General features: G+C 67.5%; 16 protein-coding genes. 10 read left to right on the plus strand and 6 right to left on the minus strand.

Features of this window, described 5'->3' with window-relative positions:
- Positions 1–140: 140 nt before the first annotated feature.
- The 6 genes from bioC to B1991_RS07140 all read right to left on the minus strand — a co-directional run bounded on the left by bioC (position 141) and on the right by B1991_RS07140 (position 7193).
- Complete coding sequence (bioC, locus tag B1991_RS07115; protein WP_136258029.1) at positions 141–1016, minus strand: malonyl-ACP O-methyltransferase BioC; 876 nt, start codon at positions 1014–1016, stop codon at positions 141–143.
- Positions 1009–1809: a pimeloyl-ACP methyl ester esterase BioH gene (gene bioH, locus B1991_RS07120; RefSeq protein ID WP_136258030.1), complete on the minus strand. Its 801-nt coding sequence runs from the start codon at positions 1807–1809 to the stop codon at positions 1009–1011. Before bioH ends, bioC begins: the two co-directional genes overlap by 8 nt.
- Positions 1806–2708 carry a sulfurtransferase gene (locus B1991_RS07125; protein WP_136258031.1) on the minus strand — a complete coding sequence of 301 codons (903 nt, stop codon included), beginning with the start codon at positions 2706–2708 and terminating at the stop codon, positions 1806–1808. The genes bioH and B1991_RS07125 overlap by 4 nt, the downstream gene beginning before the upstream one ends.
- A gap of 31 nt (positions 2709–2739) precedes the next feature.
- Positions 2740–3933 (minus strand): 8-amino-7-oxononanoate synthase, encoded by a 1194-nt coding sequence (gene bioF / locus B1991_RS07130; protein ID WP_136258032.1) that lies wholly within the window; start codon positions 3931–3933, stop codon positions 2740–2742.
- A gap of 133 nt (positions 3934–4066) precedes the next feature.
- Complete coding sequence (gene bioB, locus B1991_RS07135; protein ID WP_136258033.1) at positions 4067–5107, minus strand: biotin synthase BioB; 1041 nt, start codon at positions 5105–5107, stop codon at positions 4067–4069.
- 103 nt (positions 5108–5210) lie between these two features.
- A complete protein-coding gene (locus tag B1991_RS07140) occupies positions 5211–7193 on the minus strand; it encodes a multicopper oxidase domain-containing protein (protein WP_136258034.1) in 1983 nt (660 codons plus the stop codon).
- A 138-nt stretch (positions 7194–7331) separates the two neighbouring features.
- Between B1991_RS07140 and B1991_RS07145 the strand changes: the two genes are divergently transcribed.
- The 10 genes from B1991_RS07145 to B1991_RS07190 all read left to right on the plus strand — a co-directional run bounded on the left by B1991_RS07145 (position 7332) and on the right by B1991_RS07190 (position 22647).
- On the plus strand, positions 7332–8054 hold the full coding sequence (locus tag B1991_RS07145) for a ComF family protein (RefSeq protein ID WP_136258035.1): 723 nt from the start codon (positions 7332–7334) through the stop codon (positions 8052–8054).
- A gap of 175 nt (positions 8055–8229) precedes the next feature.
- Complete coding sequence (locus tag B1991_RS07150; RefSeq protein WP_136258036.1) at positions 8230–9237, plus strand: aldose 1-epimerase; 1008 nt, start codon at positions 8230–8232, stop codon at positions 9235–9237.
- Between the two features lie 295 nt (positions 9238–9532).
- A complete protein-coding gene (locus tag B1991_RS07155) occupies positions 9533–12097 on the plus strand; it encodes a glycoside hydrolase family 3 protein (protein ID WP_136258037.1) in 2565 nt (854 codons plus the stop codon).
- A gap of 49 nt (positions 12098–12146) precedes the next feature.
- The gene (locus tag B1991_RS07160) at positions 12147–13631 is read left to right on the plus strand and encodes an MFS transporter (RefSeq protein ID WP_136258038.1); all 1485 of its coding nucleotides are present in this window, start codon (positions 12147–12149) and stop codon (positions 13629–13631) included.
- Positions 13628–14650: a glycoside hydrolase family 43 protein gene (locus tag B1991_RS07165; RefSeq protein WP_136258039.1), complete on the plus strand. Its 1023-nt coding sequence runs from the start codon at positions 13628–13630 to the stop codon at positions 14648–14650. The genes B1991_RS07160 and B1991_RS07165 overlap by 4 nt, the downstream gene beginning before the upstream one ends.
- Before the next feature lie 617 nt (positions 14651–15267).
- Positions 15268–18387 (plus strand): TonB-dependent receptor, encoded by a 3120-nt coding sequence (locus B1991_RS07170; protein ID WP_246031087.1) that lies wholly within the window; start codon positions 15268–15270, stop codon positions 18385–18387.
- Between the two features lie 117 nt (positions 18388–18504).
- Complete coding sequence (locus B1991_RS07175) at positions 18505–19257, plus strand: SapC family protein (protein WP_136258041.1); 753 nt, start codon at positions 18505–18507, stop codon at positions 19255–19257.
- A 5-nt stretch (positions 19258–19262) separates the two neighbouring features.
- The gene (locus B1991_RS07180; protein ID WP_136258042.1) at positions 19263–20285 is read left to right on the plus strand and encodes a cupin-like domain-containing protein; all 1023 of its coding nucleotides are present in this window, start codon (positions 19263–19265) and stop codon (positions 20283–20285) included.
- A 125-nt stretch (positions 20286–20410) separates the two neighbouring features.
- On the plus strand, positions 20411–21934 hold the full coding sequence (locus tag B1991_RS07185) for a tryptophan halogenase family protein (protein ID WP_246031088.1): 1524 nt from the start codon (positions 20411–20413) through the stop codon (positions 21932–21934).
- A gap of 17 nt (positions 21935–21951) precedes the next feature.
- Positions 21952–22647: a DUF6445 family protein gene (locus tag B1991_RS07190; RefSeq protein ID WP_136258044.1), complete on the plus strand. Its 696-nt coding sequence runs from the start codon at positions 21952–21954 to the stop codon at positions 22645–22647.
- Positions 22648–22654: the final 7 nt, after the last annotated feature.

Genomic DNA, 22654 nt, shown 5'->3' on the forward strand with positions numbered 1-22654 from the left:
CCCCCTGTATGCGCTGCTGGTCCATCGAGTTGTGGCCGATACCATGATCGCATCCGGCGCGAAAAAACGTGCGCCCGTTCCTGAATCCGCAAAGTCACTGACGCATCGGCGTCCACGGGGCATGTTTCATGCTTGGTCTTCTAGCGCCGCGAGCCGCGCAGCTTGTCGATCGAGAAGCTGGCGATCTCCATGCCACCCACGCGTCGCGGTTGTCCCACCGGCGGACCCCAGGCGTGCGCGCTGACCACTTCCCAGGTGGCCGGGATGCGGCCGTCCACGCGCATCGTTTCGTAGGCGGCGAGCATGCGCCGGTAACGCGACTTGCCGGTCAGTCCGCGTTCGCGCTGGCGGTCGGCATTGGTGGCGCCCAGGCCTTGCAGCTCTTCCAGCAGCTTGCGCGGCTCGCTGTAGGTCAGGGTGTAGCGGAACACGTCCAGCACCGGGTCGCGCAGGCCGGCGGCGAGCATCGCATCGCCCACGTCGTGCATGTCCAGGAAGCGGCTCACGTGGGCGCGCTCGTCTGCCGCGGCCCAGGCGGCGCGCAGCTCCATCAGGGTGTCGGGGCCGAAGCTGGAAAACGCCATCAGCCCGCCGGGCTTGAGCACGCGCATGCATTCGCCGAACAGCGCGGGCAGGTCGTCGATCCACTGGAAGCAAAGATTGGAATGCAGCACGTCCACGCTGTGGTCGGCCAGCGGCAGCGCGCGCGCCTCGGCGCAGACGCGGTCGAACGGCTTGCGCCAGCTGCTGTGCTGCTTCGCCGCGCGCAGCATCGGCAGCGCCAGGTCGAACGCGATCACCTCGGCCTTGGGATAGCGTCGCTTGAGCAGGGCGGTGCCGCGGCCGGTGCCGGCGCCGATGTCGACCACCCGCTGCGGGGTGTCGAGATAGAACGAGAGTCGCTCCAGCAGGTGCGTCTGCACTTCGCGTTGCAGCGCATCGTGCCTTTCGTAGGTGGCGGCCGCCGCGGCGAAGTTGCGGCGCACCTGGCGCTGGTCGAGTTGGAAATCACTCATGGAGGGGGCTCGTGATGGCCCGGCCTTGGTGCCGGGTGAACAAGGGTTGCAGTGCCTCGACCACCGCGCCGGCGTGGCCGAAGAACGGCGCGTGACCGGCCTGTGCGATCTCGTGGCCGTCGCCGCCGCACTGGCTGGCCGACCAGGCCATCGCCCGCGGTGGCACCAGCCGGTCGCGACGCCCGGCGATCCACGTGCTGGGCACCGCGAGGTCGGGCAGCGCGGCGCGGCGGTCGCTGTGGTGCAGGATGCGGATGCCTTCCTGCAGCACGCGCGCGTCCGGTTCGCCACGGGCGAATACCAGCTCGCGCAGATGACGCAGCTCGCCGCGCGGGTCGGTGCTGCCCATCGCCTCCAGCGCCAGGAAGCGCTCGATGGTGGCGTGGTAGTCGGTTTCCAGATCGCTGGCCAGTTGCTGCACCAGCGCCGGGTCGCTGCCGTGTGGCCAGCTGGCGTCGCGCACGAATTTCGGCGTGGCGCACAGCATCGCCAGCCCGCGCACCTGCCGCGGCAGCTCCAGCGCCGCGGTCAGCGCGATCAGTCCGCCCAGCGACCAGCCCAGCCAGAGCGCCGGCGGCGTGGCGGCGGCGATCGCCGCGGCGCAGGCGTGCGGTTCCAGCGGCAGGCCGCAGTCGCGCGAATGGCCGTGGCCGGGCAGGTCGACCACGTACATCGTGCACTGCGCCTGCAGTGCCTCGACCAGCGGCGCCAGCACGCCGCCGTGCATCGCCCAGCCGTGCAGCAGTACCAGCGGCAGCGGGCCATGGCCGGCCTTTTCGATGAAAAGACTCATGCGTGGCCCCTGTCAGACATTGCGCTTGTTGCCTTCGCCCCTTCTCCCCCTTGGGGAGAAGGCCGGGATGGGGGGTGGGTGCTCGCCAGGAAGTCCATCGAAGCAGGCTGCGAATCAGCTTCGTCGCCCGCGTGCCCCCTCACCCCAACCCTCTCCCCGCGGGGGAGAGGCGGCAAAGGCAGGAGCTGTTTGTCTACGGCACCGCGGTCGTCGAACACGAAGCAGCCGCCCTGCCAGTGCGCGCCGTCGGTGAGCTCCAGGTATTTCAGGATGCCGCCTTCGAGCTGGTGCACGTGTTCGATGCCCAGTTCCTGCATGTAGATCGCCGCCTTCTCGCAGCGGATGCCGCCGGTGCAGTAGGGCACCACGGTCTTGCCGGCGTAGCGCGCACGATCGGCGGCAAGCGCGGCAGGGAAGTCGGTGAAGCGGGCGATGCGATAGTCCACCGCTTGCGCGAAAGCGCCCGCGTCGGTTTCGTAGTCGTTGCGGGTGTCCAGCATCACCACCTCGCGACCGGCGTCGTCACGACCCTGGTCCAGCCAGCGCTTGAGCGTTCCCGCATCCACGCCGGGCGCGCGGCCCTCGGCGGGGCGCAACGCGGGCATGCGCAGGGTGATGATTTCGCGCTTGAGCCGCACGCGCAGGCGGCCGAAGGGCACGGTGTCGGACAACGACTGCTTCGCTTCCATGCCGGCAAGACGGGCGTCCTCGCCCAGCCATGCCATGAAGGCGTCGGTGGCCGCGCGGGTGCCGGCGAGGAACAGGTTGATGCCCTCGGGTGCCAGCAGCACGGTGCCCTTGAGCGCCAGCGCCTCGGCGTGTTCGCGCACGCGCTCGCGCAGCGCGGGCAGATCGTCCAGCGCGACGAAGCGGTAGGCGGCGATATTGACGACGTTCATGCCGGGGATAAGGACGCAAGACAACGGGCCATTATACGTGGCCGGCCACGCGCGACCCCTGCGCCAGATCAGCCAGCGCGTCGAGCAGAGCATCCACGTGCGCCTCCTCGTGCGCCGCGGACAAGGTGATGCGCAGCCGCGCCTGGCCGACGGGCACGGTCGGCGGGCGGATGGCGACGACCAGCAGGCCGCGGTGCTCCAGCGCCTGCGCTGCGGCCAGCGCGGCGTCGGCACTGCGCAGCAGCAGGGGCTGGATCGCGCTCGCCGAGTCCATCAGCGGCAGGCCGAGCTGCGCGGCGCCGGCGCGGAAACGGGCGACCAGCGCGGCAAGCTTGTCGCGCCGCCAGGTTTCGGTCTGCGCCAGCCGCACCGATTCCAGTGCGGCGGCGGCCAGCGCCGGCGGTATCGCGGTGGTGTAGATGTACGGCCGCGCGAACTGGATCAGTCCTTCGATCAGCGCCGCCGGCCCGGCCACGAAGGCTCCACTGCAACCGAGCGCCTTGCCCAGCGTGCCCATCAGCAACGGCACCTCGTGCTGGCCCAGCTTCGCCGCGCTGAGGCTGCCGGCGCCGTCGTCGCCGAGCACGCCGAGGCCGTGGGCATCGTCGACCATCAGCGTGGCGCGCTCGCGCGCGCACAGCTGCGCCAGCGCGCGCAGCGGTGCGATATCGCCGTCCATGCTGAACACGCCGTCGGTGGCCAGCAGCGCCGCCGCCTCGGGGTGCGCGGCCAATTGGCGTGCGGCGGCGGCCACGTCGGCGTGCGGATAGCGCTTCAGCTCGGCGCCGCTGAGCCGGGCCCCGTCGAGCAGGCAGGCGTGGTCGAGCTTGTCCTGCACGCAGACGTCGCCGCGTGCCAGCAGCGCCTGCAGCACGCCGAGGTTGGCCATGTAGCCGGTGGAGAACAGCAGCGCGCGCTCGCGTCCGGTCCACGCGGCCAGCGCTTCTTCCAGTTGTGCGTGCACGGCGCGGTGGCCGCAGATCAGGTGCGCCGAAGTGCTGCCGACGCCTTGCTCGCCCGCAGCGCGAGTGAGCGCGGCGACCAGCGTCGGGTGCTGCGCCAGGCCGAGGTAGTCGTTGCTGCAGAACGAGAGCAGGCGCCGGCTGCCGCTCTCCAGCCATGGGCCGTCGGCGTGCTCGATCGTGCGCAGGCGGCGGTGCAGGCGGGCATGTTCGCGTTCGGCCGTCTGGACGTCCAATCGTTGCAGTAGATCGGGGCGGGGCATGGGTCAGTGTTCGGCACGGGGTGAAGAGCACCCCCTCCCAGCCTCCCCCTGCGATGCAGGGGGAGGAGCCAAGCCGGTGTCGTGCGCTCTACTCCCTCCCCTGCTCGCAGGGGAGGGTTGGGGTGGGGTGCTCTTACGCCGCGGCACTGCAACCGCAGCCATGGCCGCAGCTGTTGGTTTCGCTGTCGACGATGTCCGCATGCAAGGTGCCTGCGTTCTCGACCACCTCCATCGGATGCAGGTCGAGCCGACGGAACAGCGCGCGGTCGGCCTCCACGTCGGGGTTGCCGGTGGTCAGCAATTTCTCGCCATGGAAGATCGAGCCGGCGCCGGCGAAGAAGCACAGCGCCTGCACCGCGTCGTCCATCTGCTGGCGGCCGGCGGACAGGCGCACGATCGACAGCGGCATCAGGATGCGCGCCACCGCGATCGCGCGCACGAACTCGAACGGGTCCAGCGGTTCGGCGTTGGCCAGCGGCGTACCCGGTACCGGCACCAGCTGGTTGATCGGCACTGACTGCGGATGCTCGGGCAGGTTGGCCAGCGCCTGCAGCAGGCCGGCGCGCTGCTCGCGCGTCTCGCCCATGCCGACGATGCCGCCGCAGCAGGTCTTCAGGCCGGCTGCGCGCACCTGTTCCAGCGTGGCCAGGCGATCCTGGTATTCGCGGGTGTGGATGATCTCGCCGTAGAACTCCGGCGCGGTGTCGAGGTTGTGGTTGTAGTAGTCCAGCCCCGCGTCCTTGAGTTGCTGCGCGTGGCCGTCGCCGAGCAGGCCCAGGGTGGCGCAGGTTTCCAGGCCCAGATCCTTCACCGCGCGCACGATCGCGGCGACCCTGGGGATGTCGCGGTCCTTCGGTCCGCGCCACGCCGCGCCCATGCAGAAGCGGCTGGCGCCGGCGTCACGGGCGGCCCTGGCGCGTGCCAGCACCTCGTCGACCTCAAGCAGTTTCTGCGGCAGCACGCCGGTGTCGTAGCGCTGCGCCTGCGGGCAGTACGCGCAATCCTCGGGGCAGCCGCCGGTCTTGATCGACAGCAGGGTCGACACCTGCACCGCATTGGGATCGTGGTGTTCGCGATGCACGCCGTGCGCGCGATGCAGCAGCTCGTTGAACGGCAGCGCGAACAGCGCGGCAACCTCGTCGCGGCTCCAGTCGTGGCGGATGGCAGCGGGCATGGCGGACTCCTGGGTCAGAGGCCGCGCAGTGTGGGCGGCGTCCGCCGCTTCGTCAACCTTGGTGCCGATGTTTCAGGTTGACGAAGCGCGGATGCCCGCGTTGCTACTTGTTGCCGTCGCGCACCGCCTTCACCTGTTCGGCGGTCACCTGCTTGGCCTGGTTGTCCCACGACGTGCGCTCGTGGTTGGCGATGTCGGCGATGTCCGCGTCATTGAGGGTGGTGGCGAACGGCGGCATCACGCTGGGGTAGCTGACGCCGTCGATAGCCACGCCCTGCAGCCCGTGCAGGATCACGTCCAGATGCTTGGTCGGGTCCGCGTCCAGCACGGCGGGGTTGCCCTTGAGCGGCGGGAACGCACCGGGCAGGCCCAGCCCGGTGGGCTGGTGGCAGGCGGCGCAGTAGGTGGCGTAGAGCTGCGCGCCGTGGGCCGGATCGAACTTGTACGGGCCGGTGGCGGCCGGCGGCGGCACGGCGGACACATCCACCGGTGCCTTGGTGATCTGCGGCTTGGCCAGCGCCTCGCCCGGCGTGGCGATCTCCAGGATGCCCTGCGCGCCGAGCACGGCGTGCGCCATCGAGTGATCCACGAACGGGTAATGGCCCGCCTCGTCCAGGGTGAGGTCGAACACGGCGCCCTCGCCCGGACCCACCGAGTAGGTGGAGACGCCGTCGATGGCCTGCGCCGGGTTGCCGCCGGGGTACACCTTGTCGAAGATCGCGCCGATCACGTGAAACGCGCTCCACAGGTTGGGCCCGGCGTTGACCACGTACAGGCGCACGAGGTCGCCGGGCTTCGCGGTCAAGGGATGCTGCGCGTACTGGAAGGCGGTGCCGTTGAATACCACCTCGTCCGGACGGATCTGCTGCATCTTCTCGTAACTGCCGGCCATCAGCGTGCCGGAGACCTGCTGGGTGTACCACTCCCCCTGCACCAGCACGTAGCTCTCGGCGGCAGGCGGCAGCGGCTCGGCCGGGTCGACGATGATCGCGCCGTACATGCCGTTGCCGATGTGCAGCAGTACCGGCGGCGTGCCGCAGTGGTAGAGGAACGCGCCGGGCACCTTGGCCACGAACGAGAACTTGATCGACTCGCCCGGCATGATGTCCACGTAATGCAGGCTCGGCGGCGTGATCGCCGAGTGGAAGTCGACCGAGTGCTGCATGGTGCCGCGGTTGGTGAACGTGACATTCACCGTCTGCCCCTGACGCACGTGGATCACCGGGCCGGGCACGGTCTTGCCGAAGGTCCAGGCCTGGTACTGCACGCCACTGGCGATCTCCACGGTGTCGTTGCTGGAGGTGATCTGTACATCCACGCTGTCGCCCGGCTGCAGCGGCGGCAGGCGCGCGTCGCGGGCCTGCTTGATCGGCTGGGTGGAGGCCAGCGACAGCGGCGTCACCGCGGCGGCTGCGGCGGCCGGGCTGGCGCTGCGCACGTTCAGTGCGCTGTGCAACCCGGCCAGCAGCAGCGCCACCAGCAGCAGCACGCCGGCCAGCGCCGGTCCCTGCACGCGCCACGACAGGGGCCGCACCTGTTCCAGCGGCACCCGCGTGTTCCACTCCGAGAACCGCCGCCAGCGCGGCCAGCGGCTCTCGATCAGGTAATCCAGGCTGTACGGGCTGGGACCGGCGCGCAGGTTGATCACGATCAACGCGGCGAAGATCAGCACGAAGCTGATCGCCGCGCCGATGTTGTTGGCGCCGACCGAATACGGCCCGCCGAAACCTTCGGCCGTGCTCCAGATCAGCAGGCTGAACAGGATGCCGACGACGTAGGTGATCTTGCGCGCGAAGCCCAGCAGCAGGGCCAGTGCCAGCAGCGTCTCGGCGATCCGCGTCGCCCACACGAACAGGCCCACGTGCGGCGTGACCACCGCGATCCACATGTCGAACCACCACGCCGACCACGCTGGCTGGCCGGTGGCGGCGTTGTGCAGGTAGCCGACGTAGTGGTCGGCGAAGCCGTCGGTCCAGGTCAGCGCGGCGCTCACCGCCCAGATCACGCCGAAGGCCACCCGCAGCGCGGTGCCCGCGATCGCGGGCCAGGTCGATGGGGCAGCGGTGTCGTCGTGGATCGAACTCATGCGAATCTCCAGGGCAGGATGGGCGAAGCGCAAACGCGGCGTGCACGCCACGGTTGATGAACGAGTGTAGACCGCGGGTGCACTCCGCGCGACCCGCGGTTGCCGCTACCATCGGTCGACGCGGGGACGGGGGAGACCATGCACAAGACCAGCCTGCTGCGATCCTGGCCTGCGCTGCAGCGATGGCTGCTGCCGCTGCGCTGCCTGTTGTGCGACGCACCGGGCGACGGCATGGATCTGTGCGCCGATTGCGCCGCAGAGATGCCGCGCAACCGCAACTGCTGCGCACGCTGCGCGTTGCCGCTGGCGACCGCGGCTGTGTTGTGCGGCGAGTGTCAGCAGCATGCGCCGCCGTGGGACGCGGCATGGGCTCCGTTCCGCTACGGCTGGCCGCTGGATCGGCTGGAATCGCGCTTCAAGTTCGGCCGCGACCTCGCTGCCGGTCGCGTATTGTCTGGCCTGTGGCAGAACGAGCCACGCCCGATCGAGCGGCCTTCGCTGCTGATCACCGTGCCGCTGCATCGAAGCCGGCTGCGCCAGCGCGGCTACAACCAGGCGCTGGAACTGGCCCGGCCGCTGGCGCGTGCGCTGGGTGTGCCGCTGCGCCACGATGTGCTGCAGCGCTCGCGGCGCACCGACGCGCAAACCGAACTGGACGCGGTCGACCGTCGCCGCAACGTGCGCGACGCGTTCGCGCTGTGTCCCGGGCTGGCGCCGCCTGCGCACGTGGCGATCCTCGACGACGTGATGACCACCGGCGCCACGCTGGCCGAATGCGCCAGCGTGCTCAAGCGCGTCGGCGTGCCGCGCGTGGATGTCTGGGCGCTGGCGCGTGCGCCATCGCCGTCGACGCGCCTGTAGGAACGCATACCTCACTCGTTGCCAGCGCCGGCACGATTCCTATCCGTCGGTCGTCGTGCGCGGAGGCGGACGTGACGGCGTGGTCGGCGTGCCGGACGTCGATGGGCAGGACGCCGGTTGAAAACGAGTCGGGCTACCATGGTCAGGTCATCGTCGCGTCGGCAGGAATCGTCCCATGACCCGTTATGCCATCCGCCATGAACACCTGGGTCGCTGGCCGGTCGTGGCGCTGACCGATTCCGAAAGCGGCATGTCGGTGCGCCTGGCGCGGCGCGGCGCCACGCTGCTGGACTTCCACGTGCCGCTTGGCGAGCGGCTGCACGACATTGCCGACGGTTACGCCGATGCCGACGCACTGGAGGCGCAGGAAGGCGCGCGCTTCGCCGTCATGCTGCCGTTCGCCAACCGCATCGCGGACGCACGATACCGCTTCGACGGCAAGGCATGCGACCTGCAGCCCGGCATCAGCGGCGACGCGCGCGGCATCATGCACGGTTTCGTGTGCGAGGCCGATTTCGAGCTGCTGTCGGCGGATGCCGACGATGACGGCGCCCGCGTACGCTTCGGCCATGACGGACTGCGCCCCGGCGTGCATCCGGGCTACCCGTTCGCGCTGGACCTGGAAGTGCTGTTCACCCTGCATGCCGGCGGCCTGGACGTGGAGGCGCGCATGCGCAACGTGGGCGAGCAGGCGGCACCGTGCTTTTTCGGCTGGCATCCGTATCTGCGCCTGCGCGAGGACGGCATCGCCGATTGCGAACTGCAACTGCCCGCGCACCAGGCGGTCCGCACCGACGACAGGCTGATCCCGTTGCCGGGGGCCTCGGCGCTGCAACCGCTGGATGCGGTGCCGCCGCTGGATTTCCGCCAGCCGCGCCGCATCGGCGGCTGTGTCATGGACACCGGTTTTGCCGATCCGCAGGTCGATGCCGATGGCCGTGTGCGCACCCGCCTGCGCGATCCCGACAGTGGCCTGGCCGTGGTCGTGTGGCAACAGTCCGGCGTCACCCTGGCGTTCACGGGCGACACCCTGGCGGGGGCGGCCGCGCGCCGCTCCATCGCGCTGGAGCCGATGGAGGCGATGACCGATGCCTTCAATCGCGACGACTGCATCGACGCCATCACCCTGGCGGCCGGTGCGGAGCGCCGCTTCCACTGCGGCCTGGAGATCCATCTGCCATGACCGGCCGGGTCATGGCCTGATCGCCTGCCGGAGCGACCGAAGCCGCGGCCCCGGGTCCGCGTGGTCGGGCGACGCGGTGAGCGCGCGTCTGCGTGATGCCTGCGTGCGGGGGCACCCCGACAGGCGCTGGAAGCCGTGGCGCAGACGCCTGCACAAGCGATCGCGGAACACTTTCGTCCGTGGTTGTGGAACGAAAGTGATAGCGCTATCATTTTTTCCGTTGCCTGGCACGACCATCCGGGGGGAGGGTTCGGGCTGCGCCGTCCGTTTCGTGCAAAGAGCGGGGGAGATCGCCATGCGATGGATCTTGTGCAGGAAGTGCGCGTTGCGTTGTGCATGCGTGTTGCTCGCGGGCCTGTCCTTCGCCGCGCTCGGCCTGGCGCAGACGGGGGCCGCGCAGGTTCCGTCGCATCCCGAGGTCCATCCCGCGCTGTGGCCGCAAGGGCATTGGCCCTTGCCGCCCGATGCGGAACTGGAGCAGCGCGTGCGCGCGCTGATGGCGAAGATGTCGCTGCGTGACAAGGTGGGCCAGGTGATCCAGGCCGACATCGGCAGCGTCACCCCCGAGGACGTGCGCAAGTACCGGCTCGGTTCGATCCTCGCCGGCGGCAATTCCAAGCCGGGTGGCGGCCGGGTGGCCGGACCGGCAAAGTGGCTGGCATTGTCCGATGCGTTTCATCGCGCGGCGATGGACACCCGCGACGGCGGCGTGGCGATCCCGCTGCTGTTCGGTGCGGACGCGGTGCACGGCAACAACGACGTGTCCGGTTCCACGGTGTTTCCGCACAACATCGCGCTGGGCGCCACCCGCGATCCCGCCCTGATCCAGGCGATCGGCCGGGCTACCGCGGAAGAGGCGCGCGCGGCGGGCATCAACTGGGCTTTCGCGCCCACGCTCACCGTGCCGCAGGATGATCGCTGGGGCCGTACCTACGAAGGCTATTCGGAGAATCCCGCCCTGGTGGCGCAGTACGCGGCGGCGGCGGTCGAGGGACTGCAGGGCAAGCCCGGCACGCCGCAGTTCCTGGACGGCGCGCACGTCATCGCCAGCGCCAAGCATTTCGTGGGTGACGGTTTCACCAGGAACGGCCTGGACCAGGGCGATGCCGAGGTCAGCGAGGAGCAGTTGCGCGACATTGCCGCTGCCGGTTACTTGCCCGCGATCGATGCCGGCGTGCAGTCGGTGATGGTTTCGTACTCCAGCTGGAACGGCGTGAAGATGAGCGGCAACAAGGGCCTGCTCACTGACGTGCTGAAGCAGCGCATGGACTTCCGGGGTTTCGCGGTCGGCGACTGGAACAGCCACGGCCAGATCCCGGGGTGCAGCAACGAGGACTGCCCGCAGGCGATCGTCGCCGGCCTGGACATGTACATGGCGCCGGACAGCTGGCGCGGGCTGTACCGGCACACGCTGGCCGAGGTGAAGTCGGGCGTCATTCCCATGGTGCGACTGGATGACGCGGTGTCCCGCATCTTGCGCGTGAAGCTGCGGCTCGGCCTGTTCGATGCAGTCCGGCCGTCCAGGCAGCCGTTGGGCGGACATTTCGACGTGATCGGCAGCCCGGCGCATCGCGCGCTGGCGCGGCGTGCGGTGCGCGAATCGCTGGTGCTGCTGAAGAACCAGGATCATCTGCTGCCGCTCGATCCGCGGCGGCACATCCTGGTGGCCGGCGCTGGTGCCGACAGCATTCCGCAGCAGAGTGGCGGCTGGACGCTGACCTGGCAGGGCACCGGCACCACCAATGCCGACTTTCCGCATGCCACGTCGATCGGCCATGGCATCCGCGCGCAGGTGGAAGCCGCCGGCGGCACGGTCGAGCTGTCGGCGGACGGCCACTACACGCACAAGCCGGACGTGGCGATCGTGGTCTACGGCGAGCATCCCTATGCCGAGTTCCAGGGCGACGTGCCCACGCTGGCGTTCGCGCCGGGCGATCCCGCCGACCTCGAGTTGATCAGGCGCCTGCGCGCGCAGGGCATTGCGGTGGTGTCGGTGTTCCTGAGCGGGCGGCCGTTGTGGGTCAACCCCGAGATCAATGCCTCGAACGCCTTCGTCGCCGCGTGGTTGCCCGGCACCGAGGGCGAGGGTGTCGCCGACGTGTTGCTGCGCGATGCCGCCGGCAAGGTACAGCACGACTTCCACGGCAAGCTGTCCTACTCGTGGCCGCGCAGCGCGATGCAGACGCCGTTGAACGTGGGCCAGGAGGATTACCACCCGCAGTTTGCCTACGGCTACGGGCTGACCTACGAAGAGGATGGCGACCTGGGGCCTTTGTCCGAGGTGTCCGGCTTGCCGGCGAACGTGGCGGCACCGGGCGTCTACCTGCAACGGGGCGAACCGGCCGCTGGACTCGCCGCGGCCCTGGCCGGCGTCGACGGCAGCATCGCGATCAAGGCGGCACCATCGGCCACGCGCGACGGCAGCCTGCGCATCAGTGCGCTGGACTACCAGCGCCAGGAGGACGCGCGTCGCCTCGCGTGGTCGGGCCAGGGCGAGGCCGCGTTCGTCCTGCGCGCCGACACGCCGCTGGATCTCACGCGCCAGACCAATGGCGACGTGCAACTGATCGTCGAACTGCGCATCGAGGCGCTCGCGCCGGGCAAGCTCACCCTGGGCATGGCCTGCGGCGGCACGAACTGCACGGGTCTGGTGCCGGTGGATGCCGCGCTCAAGGCGCTGCCGAAGGGACAATGGCTGCAGGTGGGCATGCCGCTGAAGTGCTTCGAGGCAGCCGGTGCCGACATGCGGCACATTGAGGTGCCGTTCCGGCTGGAGACGGCGGCCGCTTACACGATCGACATCTCCCGCGTCGCGCTGGGCACGGATCCGGATCACGTCCTGCCCTGTACCGGGCCATGATGCGCTCCCACGCCGGCCATCGGGAAACCGTCCGCCATTCGAGGTCTCCATGAGCAGCACGTCGGAAAAACTCTCGGTCACGGAAAAGATCGGCTACAGCCTGGGTGACCTGGCCGCCAATCTGATCTTCCAGACCCTGGTCACTTTCCTCGCCTTCTTCTACACCAATGTCTATCGCATTCCCGCCGGCACCGCCGCCACCATCATCTTCGTGGTCGGCCTGCTCGGCGCCTTCGTGTTCACGCCGGTCACGGGCTTCATTGCCGACCGCACCCGCACGCGCTGGGGCAAGTTCCGGCCGTGGGTGTTGTGGAGTGCGATTCCGTTCGGCGTGGTCTCGCTGCTGACCTTCACCACCCCGCAACTGGGCGCGGGTGGCAAGGTGATCTACGCGCTGGCGACCTATACGCTGCTGGTGCTGGTCTACGTGGCCAACAACCTGCCGTACTCGGCACTGAGCGGCGTGATCACCGGCAACATGGACCAGCGCAACAGCCTGTCGGCCTACCGCTTCGTGGCGGTGATGATCGCCCAGTTCACCATCCAGGTGCTGCTGCTGCCGCTGGTGCTGATCCTGGGTGGTGGCGACAAGGCCGAGGGTTTCCGCAACACCATGGCCTTGTTCGCGGTCGTCGGCACGGTGTTCTTCCTGATCACCTTCTTCACCACGCGCGAACGCGTCGTGCCGGTGGCGGAACAGCAGACCAGCATCCGCCAGGACCTGGCCGACCTGACGCACAACCGGCCCTGGCTGATCGTGCTGGCGGTGACGGTGCTGGTGTTCATCAACCTGGCGCTGAAGGGCGGGATGTATGTCTACTACTTCAAGTACTACCTGGATCCGGCGCCGTTGGCGCGCTTTCTCGACGGCATCGGTTTCAACGGCATGATCGACGGCCTGAACAGCTCGCTGACCGGTATCGGCCTGGCCGGGTTCCAGTGGCCGCAGGATGCGCCCACGTCCGCCTTCAGCCTGTTCAATGCCGGCGGCATCGTGTTCATGGTCATCGGCATCGGCTTCTCGCGAAGACTGGCCGAGCGCTTCGGCAAGCGCGACGTGTTCGGCGGCGCGCTGCTGGTATCGACCCTGTTCCTGCTGGCGTTCTGGTTCTATCCGCCCGACGCGATCGGCCTGGTGCTGGTCTCCTACATCCTGCACGGCTTTTTCTACGGCATCACCATTCCGTTGCTGTGGGCGATGGCCGCGGATGTTGCCGACTACTCGGAATGGATGAACCACCGCCGTGCCACCGCCACCGTGTTCTCGGCCATGCTGGTGGGCCTGAAGCTCGGCCTGAGCCTGGGCGGCGCGCTGGTGGCGGGAATTCTGGCCATCTACGGCTACGACGCGTCCCTGCCGGCGCAGTCGCTGCAGGTGATGCACGGCATCAAGCTGGCGATCAGCGTGTACTGCGCGATCCCGTTCCTGGCGGGTGTCGGCCTGCTGTTCTGGTACGGGATCGACAAGCCGATGGAATCCCGCATCGAGCAGGAACTGCGCGCGCGCCGCCTCCATGCAGGAGCTCTGCCATGACCTCGTTCGACGACCTCGGCGCGACGCCGCTGGCGGAACTGGCCGCCCGGGCGATCTCCCCGCCGCTGGTCACGCACATCTACACGGCCGACCCTTCCGCGCGCGTGTTCGAGGGCAAGATCTACGTCTACCCGTCGCACGACATCGATGCCGGCATTGCGTTCAACGACAACGGCGACCACTTCGGCATGCAGGACTACCACGTGTTGCGCATGGACTCGCCGCAGGCCGGGGCGGTGGACTGCGGGGTGGCCCTGCATGTCAGGGACGTGCCGTGGGCCGAGCGGCAGATGTGGGCGCCGGACGCCGCCACCCGCGACGGCCGGTACTACCTCTATTTCCCGGCCAAACGCGCCGACGGCATCTTCCAGATCGGCGTGGCGATCGCCGACCGGCCCGAAGGGCCGTTCAAGGCCGAGCCGCGGCCGATCGAGGGCAGCTACTCGATCGACCCGGCGCTGCTGGCCGACGAGGACGGCAGCCACTACCTGTACTTCGGCGGGCTCTGGGGAGGCCAGCTGCAGAAATACCGCGACAACACCTACGCCGCGGACAACGACGAGCCGGCCCCGGACGAACCCGCGCTGGGGCCGCGGGTGGCGCGCCTGGGCGCGGACATGACGCAGTTCGCCGAGCCCCCGCGCGAGGTCGTCATCCTTGACCAGGACGGTCGGCCGCTGCGTGCCGGCGACCATGACCGACGCTACTTCGAAGGGCCATGGATGCATCGTTACCGTGGCCGGTACTACCTGTCGTACTCCACCGGAAACACCCATTGCATCTGCTATGCCGTCGGCGACAACCCGTACGGCCCGTTCACCTGGCAGGGCGTGGTGCTGACGCCGGTGCTCGGTTGGACCTCGCACCACTCCATCGTCGAATTCGGCGGCCGCTGGTGGCTGTACTACCACGACGCCGTCCTTTCCGGCGGCGTCACCCACCTGCGTTCGATCAAGGTGACGGAACTGCACCATGACGCGCAGGGCCGGATCGCGACGGTGCATCCCTACGGAGCATGAGCGTCCGGGATGCGCTCCCGGCAGGCGGTTCGATACGAAAAAGGAGAGGGGCCGGATCGGGCGGGCGACGCGGCCACCATGAGCTTGCGGACGCGCCCGGTCCGGCCCTGAATGGCAGGCCGCAGCTGCCTTTCGGGCGGTTCGCGGCGCACTCGCCCACGGGGCTGGACAAGCCCACGGCAGTGTGATAAAAAACGAAATGTTAGCGCTAACAACAAAAGCGCGATCATGTTCCTGAAACGGCATGGCACGCCATGCAGACGCAAGCGCAAACGGGCCGCGCCGGGTTGTTCGGTGCGGCGTGGCGACATCCGGCGCCTCATGGCGTCCGGCTCAGAGTTGGTCAGGCGAGGCAGGGCGGCAGGCGTGGCCTGCAGGCGTTTCCGGGGGGCGGAAACGTCGACTTCTTCAACCGGCCAGCGAAGTGGGGAGGAACCCGATAAAGAAATCACGGAGATCTGTACTGGCCCGCATCCGTTGAGGTCCGCGACGGAGGCGACTACCGCGGTGCGCGCAAGAAAACTTCACGCGCACGACGTCCAGCTATCGTTCAGCAGCCAGGAGGGGAGTGCCCGCGTATGAATTACTTCAAGTTGAAGCACCTCAGGTCGAAGGTCATGTTCACGATTGTCGGTGGCGTGGTCATCATCAATCCGCTCTACGCGCAAGACACGCAACCGGCGACTCCGACGACGAGTTCGACCTCGCAGTCGCCGAACAAGCCGCAGAAGCCATCGGCGACCAACCTGCAGACCGTCACGGTCACCGGCGTGCGCAACAGTCTCGAACAGTCGATGAACATCAAGCGCTACGCGATCGGCGTCGTCGATGCGGTCAGCGCCGAAGACATCGGCAAGTTCCCGGATACCAACATCGCCGAGTCGCTGCAGCGCATCACCGGCGTCTCGATCGACCGTCGCGACGGTGAAGGCTCGCAGGTCACCGTCCGTGGCTTCGGTCCGGATTTCAACATGATCACCGTCGATGGGCGCACCATCCCCGGCGCGGACGCCTTCGGTGCGCCGGGCCAGGTGCCGCTCGGCAACGTCGACGGCGGCACGCGCTCGTTCAACTTTGCCCAGTTGTCGCCCAACGGGGTCAGCTCCCTGGAGGTCTACAAGACCGGCCGCGCCAACGTGGCCAGTGGCGGGCTGGGCGCCACCATCGACATCAGGACCAACCGCCCGCTCGATCACGACGGCGGCAAGATCATCGGCTCGGTCGGTACCAAGGGCATCCTCGACAAGTCCCAGCCGTTCGATACCAGCATCACGCCGGAAGTTTCCGGCAACTTCAGCTACGCCAACCCGGACAAGACCTGGGGTATCGGCCTCGACGCCAGCTACACCAAGCGCCACGGCGGCTCGGTCCAGGCGACGGAGAACACCTGGGCGGTGCAGCCCTGGACCGGTACCGCGAATGGCTTCAACGCCAACACCAACATCGTCAACGAGCCGGCCATCGGCCAGCTGTATGCGATTCCCAACGACGTCCGCTACGCGTACTACGACTTCGAGACCAAGCGCAAGAACGCCCACGCGGTGTTCCAGCTTCGGCCTCTCGATGGCCTGACCATGACGCTGGACTACCTGTACTCCCGGTACAACATCAATGCCAACCGCGGCGAACAGAGCATGTGGTTGCAGCAACAGAACTTCACCGACGTGACGTTCGACACCGACAATGCCGTGGCCACGCCGACGTACATGCGCGATGTGGTGCAGACCAAGGATTTCGGCATGGAACAACAGCGTTACATGCAGAAATACAAGCTGGATGACGTCGGTTTCAATACCGAGTGGGCCGTCACGGACGACCTCACGCTGACCCTGGATCTGCACGACGCCAAGAGCCAGAGCCTGCCCAACGACCCGCTGACGGGTGGTGGCGCCACCCAGATCAGCATCGCCGGCACCAACAATTGCGCAACCGGTCCGCAGTGCGGTGGCTCGTGGGCGCAGGAGTTCTTCTTCAACAACGGCCTGCCGATTGCAACGCGTACCTGGTACCCGACGACGGATTCCACCGGTGCCGGCCAGGTCAACGTGCCCTTCGCGGCCAACAACCTCGGCGCGCAACCCCTGCGCATCGATGCGCAGGGGCAGACCACCGAAGTCAAGGAAGCGCAGTTCGGTGGCGACCTGGAGTTCGACAACGGCCGCTTCCAGTTCGGCGCAGATCTTTCGAAAACCAAACTGCACCGTACCCAGGCGGCCCAGAACTACCAGAACCTGGGCGGCTGGGGCGTGGACGATGCAGGCCTGTACCCCGACCTGATGGACCACCTGAAGGCGGTCAACACGGTGGGCCTGTTCTCCGGCTACAACACCGATGGCATCGCACAGAGCACGTGGATCGGCAATGCCGACGAACTCGCCAAATGGGCGGTTTCCCATTATCCCGAAGCCAACCTCAGGGTCAGCCCGACGCTGCAGGCCGACAATGTCGTCGTCGAAAACACCAAGGCCATTTATGCGCAGATCGTGCTGGACGGCCAGTTGGGCAGCCTGCCCACCAACACCCGCTTCGGCCTGCGCTACGAGCAGACCGACGTCAGTTCCACCTCGCAAGTCGGGGTTCCGAGCGGAATCATCTGGCAGTCGAACAATGACTTCCAGACCCCGGTCGGCACGACGGTCCAGCCGGTCAGCGCGAGCGGCAGCTACAGCAATTTGCTTCCCAACGTCGACTTCAGCGTCGACTTCACCGACTCGCTGAAGGGACGTGCCTCCTACAGCAAGACGATTGCGCGGGCGCCTTACAGCAACCTTTACGCGGGTGCCACCGCGAACAGTCCGACCGGATCGATCCTCATCAATCCATCATCCCGTGCCGGTGGCAGCGACAACGACCCGGGCTTGAAGCCACTGTCGTCCGACAACCTCGATCTCGGCCTGGGCTGGTATTTCGCGCCGTCCAGCTATGTGTCGGTGACGTTCTGGGACAAGCGTGTCGACAACTTCATCGGTACCTCGGTGACGACCGGCAACCTGTACGGCCTGCGTGACCCCACCTCCGGTCCCCGGGCACAGCAGGCCAAGGCATTCCTCGAAAGCGCCGCGTGCACGGCCCAGACGGGAGCGCCATGCGAGGTGAACGACACGACGCTGTTCGCCACGGTGGCGATGTTGTCGAACCCGGAGACCGGCGGGCTGGCCGCCTACGACGGTACCGATGCCCAGTCGCTGGCCCTGGAAAGCAAGTACGACATCACCGCCAATCCGGATGACCCGCTGTACGACTACTCGATAAGCAAGCCCGCCAACGTCCACAAGGCGATGCTGCACGGCTGGGAGCTGGGTGGTCAGTACTTCCTGGGCGATACCGGCTTCGGCATCCTGGCGAACTACACCAAGGTCGATGGTGACGTGCACTACGACGATGCCGGTGACCCGGGCGTCGATCAGTTCGCATTGACCGGCCTCAGTGACAGCGCCAATGTCGTGCTGATGTACGAGAAGTACGACTTCTCGGTGCGTCTGGCCTGGAACTGGCGCGGCGAGTTCCTGACCGCGACCAACCAGAACAACCAGAACCGCAACCCGTACTATGTCGACGCGTATCACCAGTACGATCTGAGCATCAACTACAACTGGAACGATCATCTGTCGTTCCAGCTGGAAGGCATCAACCTGACGGGCGAAGATGTCCGTTGGCGCGCACGCTCGGAGAAGGAGTTCGTCAGACTGGTAGACAACAAGCCGCGCTATGCGCTCGGCGTACGCTACAAGTTCTGACCCGTCGGCAGGAAAGGAGCGGGGCCACGGCGTGTCCGTGGCCCCGGCATGCGGGGCATGCGGGTAACATCGCCTTGCAGGTGCAACGGCGTGAAAGGCGATTCCCCGGGGAGCCGAATGGCACGTTACGAATTGCTCAACAACGTGGCGCACAAGGATTTGCGCATCGCCGCCCGCTTCGGTCGGGCCTTTGGCGACGATGTGGGCATGGTGCCGGCCTACCCCACCGAATACGCCGAATTGCAGCGCGAATATCCGATCTTCTTCCAGAAGGACAGCGAGACCGGCGAGTACCGCTCCGTGGCCCTGCTGGGTTTTGCCCGCGACGAAAACCTGTATCTCCAGGGTGAACGCTGGAACGCCGGCTATCTGCCCGGCCACATCGCCCGCGGACCGTTCCTGATCGGTTTCCAGGAGCAGGATGTCGACGGCGAACGGCGTTGCGAGGCGGTCATCCACGTCGACCTCGACCATCCCCGCGTCAGCTTCGACGAGGGTGAGCCGGTATTTCTTCCGCAGGGCGGCAACAGCCCGTATCTGGAGCAGGTCGCCACCGTGCTGCGCGGCATCCGCGATGGCGTGGATGGCGGCAAGGCGATGTACGAGATCTTCGATTCCATGGGCTTGATCCAGCCGATCACGCTCGACATCAAGTTCGACGACACGCATGGCGCCAATGTCACCGGCCTGCTCGGCATCGACCGTGAACGGTTGGCCGCACTGGATGCCGAATCGCTGCACGTGCTGCACCGCTCGGGATATCTCGAAGGCGCCTACCTGGTACTGGCGTCCATGCACAACCTGCGCCGGCTGATGGCCGAAAAGCAGCGCCGCCTGAGCCGCGAGGAAATCGCCGCGAACGCGGGCTGATCGCCATGACGGAATCCGTTGCCAGAATCCGCGAACGATCGGATGTCCAGGCCGACGCACTGCCCCTGGACGAGCTGCTTGCCGCAGGAGAGCCCGTCGTCCTGCGTGGCCTGGCACGTGACTGGAAGCTGACGCAGGCGGGGCGGCGTTCGGTGGCGGACGCCATGGCCTGCCTGCGTGGTTTCGACGGCCATCGCCCGATCCAGTATTCGTATGGTGCGCCCGACATCGCCGGGCGGGTGTTCTACACCGACGACTTCAGCGCGATCAATTGCGAGGTCCGGCGCGGCAGCCTGGACGAACTGCTCGATGCCATAGCCGCGCACCTCGACGATCCGCACCCGCCGACCTGGTACATGGCTTCGGCACCGGTCGACAACCTGCTGCCCGGGTTCCGCGATGTCGATGACCTGGACTTCGCCGCCCGCGGCATCGATGCGCCACCGCGTGCGTGGATCGGCAACCGTACCATCGCCTCGGCGCATTACGACGCGATGAACAACATCGCCTGCTGCGCCGTGGGCCGGCGGCGGTTCACGCTGTTTCCGCCCGAGCAGATCGCCAACCTCTATCCGGGCCCGCTGGAGCCGACGCCGGGAGGACAGGCGGTCAGCGTGGTCGATTTTACCTCCCCCGATTTCGCGCGCCACCCGCGCTTTCGCGACGCGCTGGCGGCGGCGCAGGGCGCGGTGCTGGAACCGGGGGATGCGGTGTTCATTCCCAGCCTGTGGTGGCACCACGTGGAGGGGCTGGATGCGTTCAACGTGCTGGTCAACTACTGGTGGAGCAGTGCGCCGGCGTACGTGCCAACGCCGATGCATGCGCTGTATCACGCGCTGTGGAGCATCCGCGACCGCCCCGAGCGGGAAAAGCGCGCATGGCGCGCGATCTTCGACTACTACGTTTTCGGCCCCGCCGGGCATGCGGGCGAGCACCTGCCCGAGGCGGCGCGCGATGTGCTGGGGCCGCTCGACGAAACCAAGACGCGGCAACTGCGGGCGATGCTGATCAACCGGCTGAACCGATAAACGGCGGCGAGGCCTGGATCCGGTTCATGCGCCGGCCATCACGCGGGAGGCGGCAAGGTTCCAGCTGGCACGGAACCCTGCCATGCGCAGGAACGATGCGGCACGACCAACGGGGAGAATTCGACGTGGGTACTCACAGGATACGCAAGGTGGTGGTGGCCGGCGGCGGCACGGCGGGCTGGATCGCAGCGAGCGCGCTGGCGTACCAGCTCAAGGACCAGCTCGAGGTCACCCTGGTCGAGTCCTCGGCGATCGCCACTGTCGGCGTCGGTGAAGCCACGGTGCCCCCCATCCGCAATTTCCACCGGTTCATGAACATCGACGAGCAGGAATTCCTGCGCGCGGTGGCCGGCACCTTCAAGCTGTCGATCTCGTTCGAGAACTTCGTGCGACCCGGCCACCGCTACATCCATCCCTTCGGCATCACCGGCAAGGGCACGCTGGTCGCCGGCTTCGAGCACTTCTGGCTGGACAGCCTGCGCCGGGGCATGAAGTCGGAGCTGCACAACTACAGCCTGGAAGCGATGGCCTCGCTCGGCAACCAGTTTGCGCTGACCGACGAGCCGGAGATCAATTACGCGTACCACATGGACGCCGCGCTCTACGTCAAGTTCCTGCGCGAGAAATTCCAGCCTTGCGGGATCAGGCAGATCGACGGAAAGATCAAGGAGGTACGGCAGCATCCGGAGAGCGGCTACGTGGAAGCGCTGGTGCTGGAAGGCGGCCAGGTGATCGAAGGCGATCTGTTCATCGACTGCACCGGTTTCCGCGGCCTGCTGATCGAACAGACGCTGGAAACCGGTTACGAGGACTGGCACAACTGGCTGCCCTGCGACCGCGCGATTGCGCTGCAGACCAAATCCGTCGACCCGTCGCCGGTGCCGTACACGCGTGCGATCGCCCATGAAGCCGGCTGGCGCTGGCACATCCCGGTACAGCACCGCGTCGGCTGCGGACTGGTGTACGACAGCCGGCACATGTCGGACGACGAGGCGCAGGCCAAGTTGCTGCGTGATGTCGGTGCCGAGCCGGTCAGGGATCCCTGGCCGGTACGCTTCCGCACCGGGCGCCGCTTGAAGGCCTGGAACAAGAACGTGGTCGCGCTGGGTCTGGCCAGCGGCTTCATCGAACCGCTGGAATCGACCAGCATCCACCTGGCCATGAGTGCGGTGATGCAGCTGGTCGAGCTGTTTCCGTCCGAAGGCATCCCCGATTCGCTGGTCCGGATCTACAACGACAACTGCCGTCGCGAGCTGGAGCACGTGCGGGATTTCATCATCCTGCATTACCACGCCAACCAGCGTGACGAGCCGATGTGGAAGGGCTGCCGCGAGATGTCGCTGCCCGATTCGCTGCAGATCCGCATCGATGCCTGGCGCGACCGCGCGCACGTGTGGAGGGACCAGTCCGAACTCTTCGCGACCACCTCGTGGATACACGTGCTGCTGGGCCAGGGCGTGATGCCGAAACAGCACCACCCGCTGCCGCGCGAACTGTCCGATGCCGACCTGCGCCGCCTGCTCGACAGCATCCGCGGGCCGATCGATCGCGCGGTCCCGCGGATGCCGCTGCAGCAGGTCTTCATCGATCGCTACTGCAAGGCAGCGCCGGAAGTGTGGAACATGAAGCGCCCGACCGCGACGGCGTGACCGGAACGGCTCGCGCCATGCTGATCGAACGCCATCACGACATCCGCATCGAGAAGCGCAGCATCGGCGACGAGGGGGCGCCGTTGCTGGTCATCGACCAGCTTGTCGCCGATCCCGAGCGGCTGGTACGCCGGGCCGTGCGCCGGGCCTTCGGTCCCATGGGCGAGCACTTTCCGGGGGCGCGTACCGGCGCTCCGGCCATGTACGGGCCTTTGCTCGAATCAGTACTGAACCCGTTGTTGCCGGAGCACTTCGGGATCCGGCCCGGCCGTTTCCGGTTCTCGATGTGCCATTACTCCCTGGTCGCCACGCCGCCGGCGGAATTGCGCTTCCTGCAACGGGTGCCGCACATCGATTCGGACGACGGCAACGGACTGGCGACCGTGCACTACCTGTTCCACGGCGACTGGGGTGGCACCGCGTTCTATCGGCACCGCCAGACCGGCTTCGCGTATGTCGACAAGTCGCGACGGGAGGCCTACTTCCGCCGGCTCGAAGCCGAAAGCCATGGCAGCGATGTGCCCGCTCCCGGCTACATCAACGGCAGCACGGCGCTGTTCGAGCAGATCGCCAGGGTGGAGGCCGTGTTCAACCGCATGATCGTGTATCGGCGCAATTCGCTGCACTCGGCCTGCGTCGACGACCGGCATGTTCCGCCAGCCGATCCGCTCGACGGGCGGCTGTCGATCAACACCTTCATCGACGTGGCGTAAGCGCGCA

It is taken from the genome of Rhodanobacter lindaniclasticus (genome assembly GCF_004799035.1).
GTDB lineage: Bacteria > Pseudomonadota > Gammaproteobacteria > Xanthomonadales > Rhodanobacteraceae > Rhodanobacter > Rhodanobacter lindaniclasticus.

Coding starts and splice junctions, on each gene's coding strand:
- B1991_RS07180 (WP_136258042.1), top strand. CDS start 19,263: ATGACGGAATCCGTTGCCAGAATCCGCGAACGATCGGATGTCCAGGCC.
- bioC (WP_136258029.1), bottom strand. CDS start 1,016: ATGAGTGATTTCCAACTCGACCAGCGCCAGGTGCGCCGCAACTTCGCC.
- B1991_RS07165 (WP_136258039.1), top strand. CDS start 13,628: ATGACCTCGTTCGACGACCTCGGCGCGACGCCGCTGGCGGAACTGGCC.
- B1991_RS07125 (WP_136258031.1), bottom strand. CDS start 2,708: ATGAACGTCGTCAATATCGCCGCCTACCGCTTCGTCGCGCTGGACGAT.
- B1991_RS07140 (WP_136258034.1), bottom strand. CDS start 7,193: ATGAGTTCGATCCACGACGACACCGCTGCCCCATCGACCTGGCCCGCG.
- bioB (WP_136258033.1), bottom strand. CDS start 5,107: ATGCCCGCTGCCATCCGCCACGACTGGAGCCGCGACGAGGTTGCCGCG.
- B1991_RS07145 (WP_136258035.1), top strand. CDS start 7,332: ATGCACAAGACCAGCCTGCTGCGATCCTGGCCTGCGCTGCAGCGATGG.
- B1991_RS07190 (WP_136258044.1), top strand. CDS start 21,952: ATGCTGATCGAACGCCATCACGACATCCGCATCGAGAAGCGCAGCATC.
- B1991_RS07160 (WP_136258038.1), top strand. CDS start 12,147: ATGAGCAGCACGTCGGAAAAACTCTCGGTCACGGAAAAGATCGGCTAC.
- bioF (WP_136258032.1), bottom strand. CDS start 3,933: ATGCCCCGCCCCGATCTACTGCAACGATTGGACGTCCAGACGGCCGAA.
- bioH (WP_136258030.1), bottom strand. CDS start 1,809: ATGAGTCTTTTCATCGAAAAGGCCGGCCATGGCCCGCTGCCGCTGGTA.
- B1991_RS07150 (WP_136258036.1), top strand. CDS start 8,230: ATGACCCGTTATGCCATCCGCCATGAACACCTGGGTCGCTGGCCGGTC.
- B1991_RS07155 (WP_136258037.1), top strand. CDS start 9,533: ATGCGATGGATCTTGTGCAGGAAGTGCGCGTTGCGTTGTGCATGCGTG.
- B1991_RS07175 (WP_136258041.1), top strand. CDS start 18,505: ATGGCACGTTACGAATTGCTCAACAACGTGGCGCACAAGGATTTGCGC.
- B1991_RS07170 (WP_246031087.1), top strand. CDS start 15,268: ATGTTCACGATTGTCGGTGGCGTGGTCATCATCAATCCGCTCTACGCG.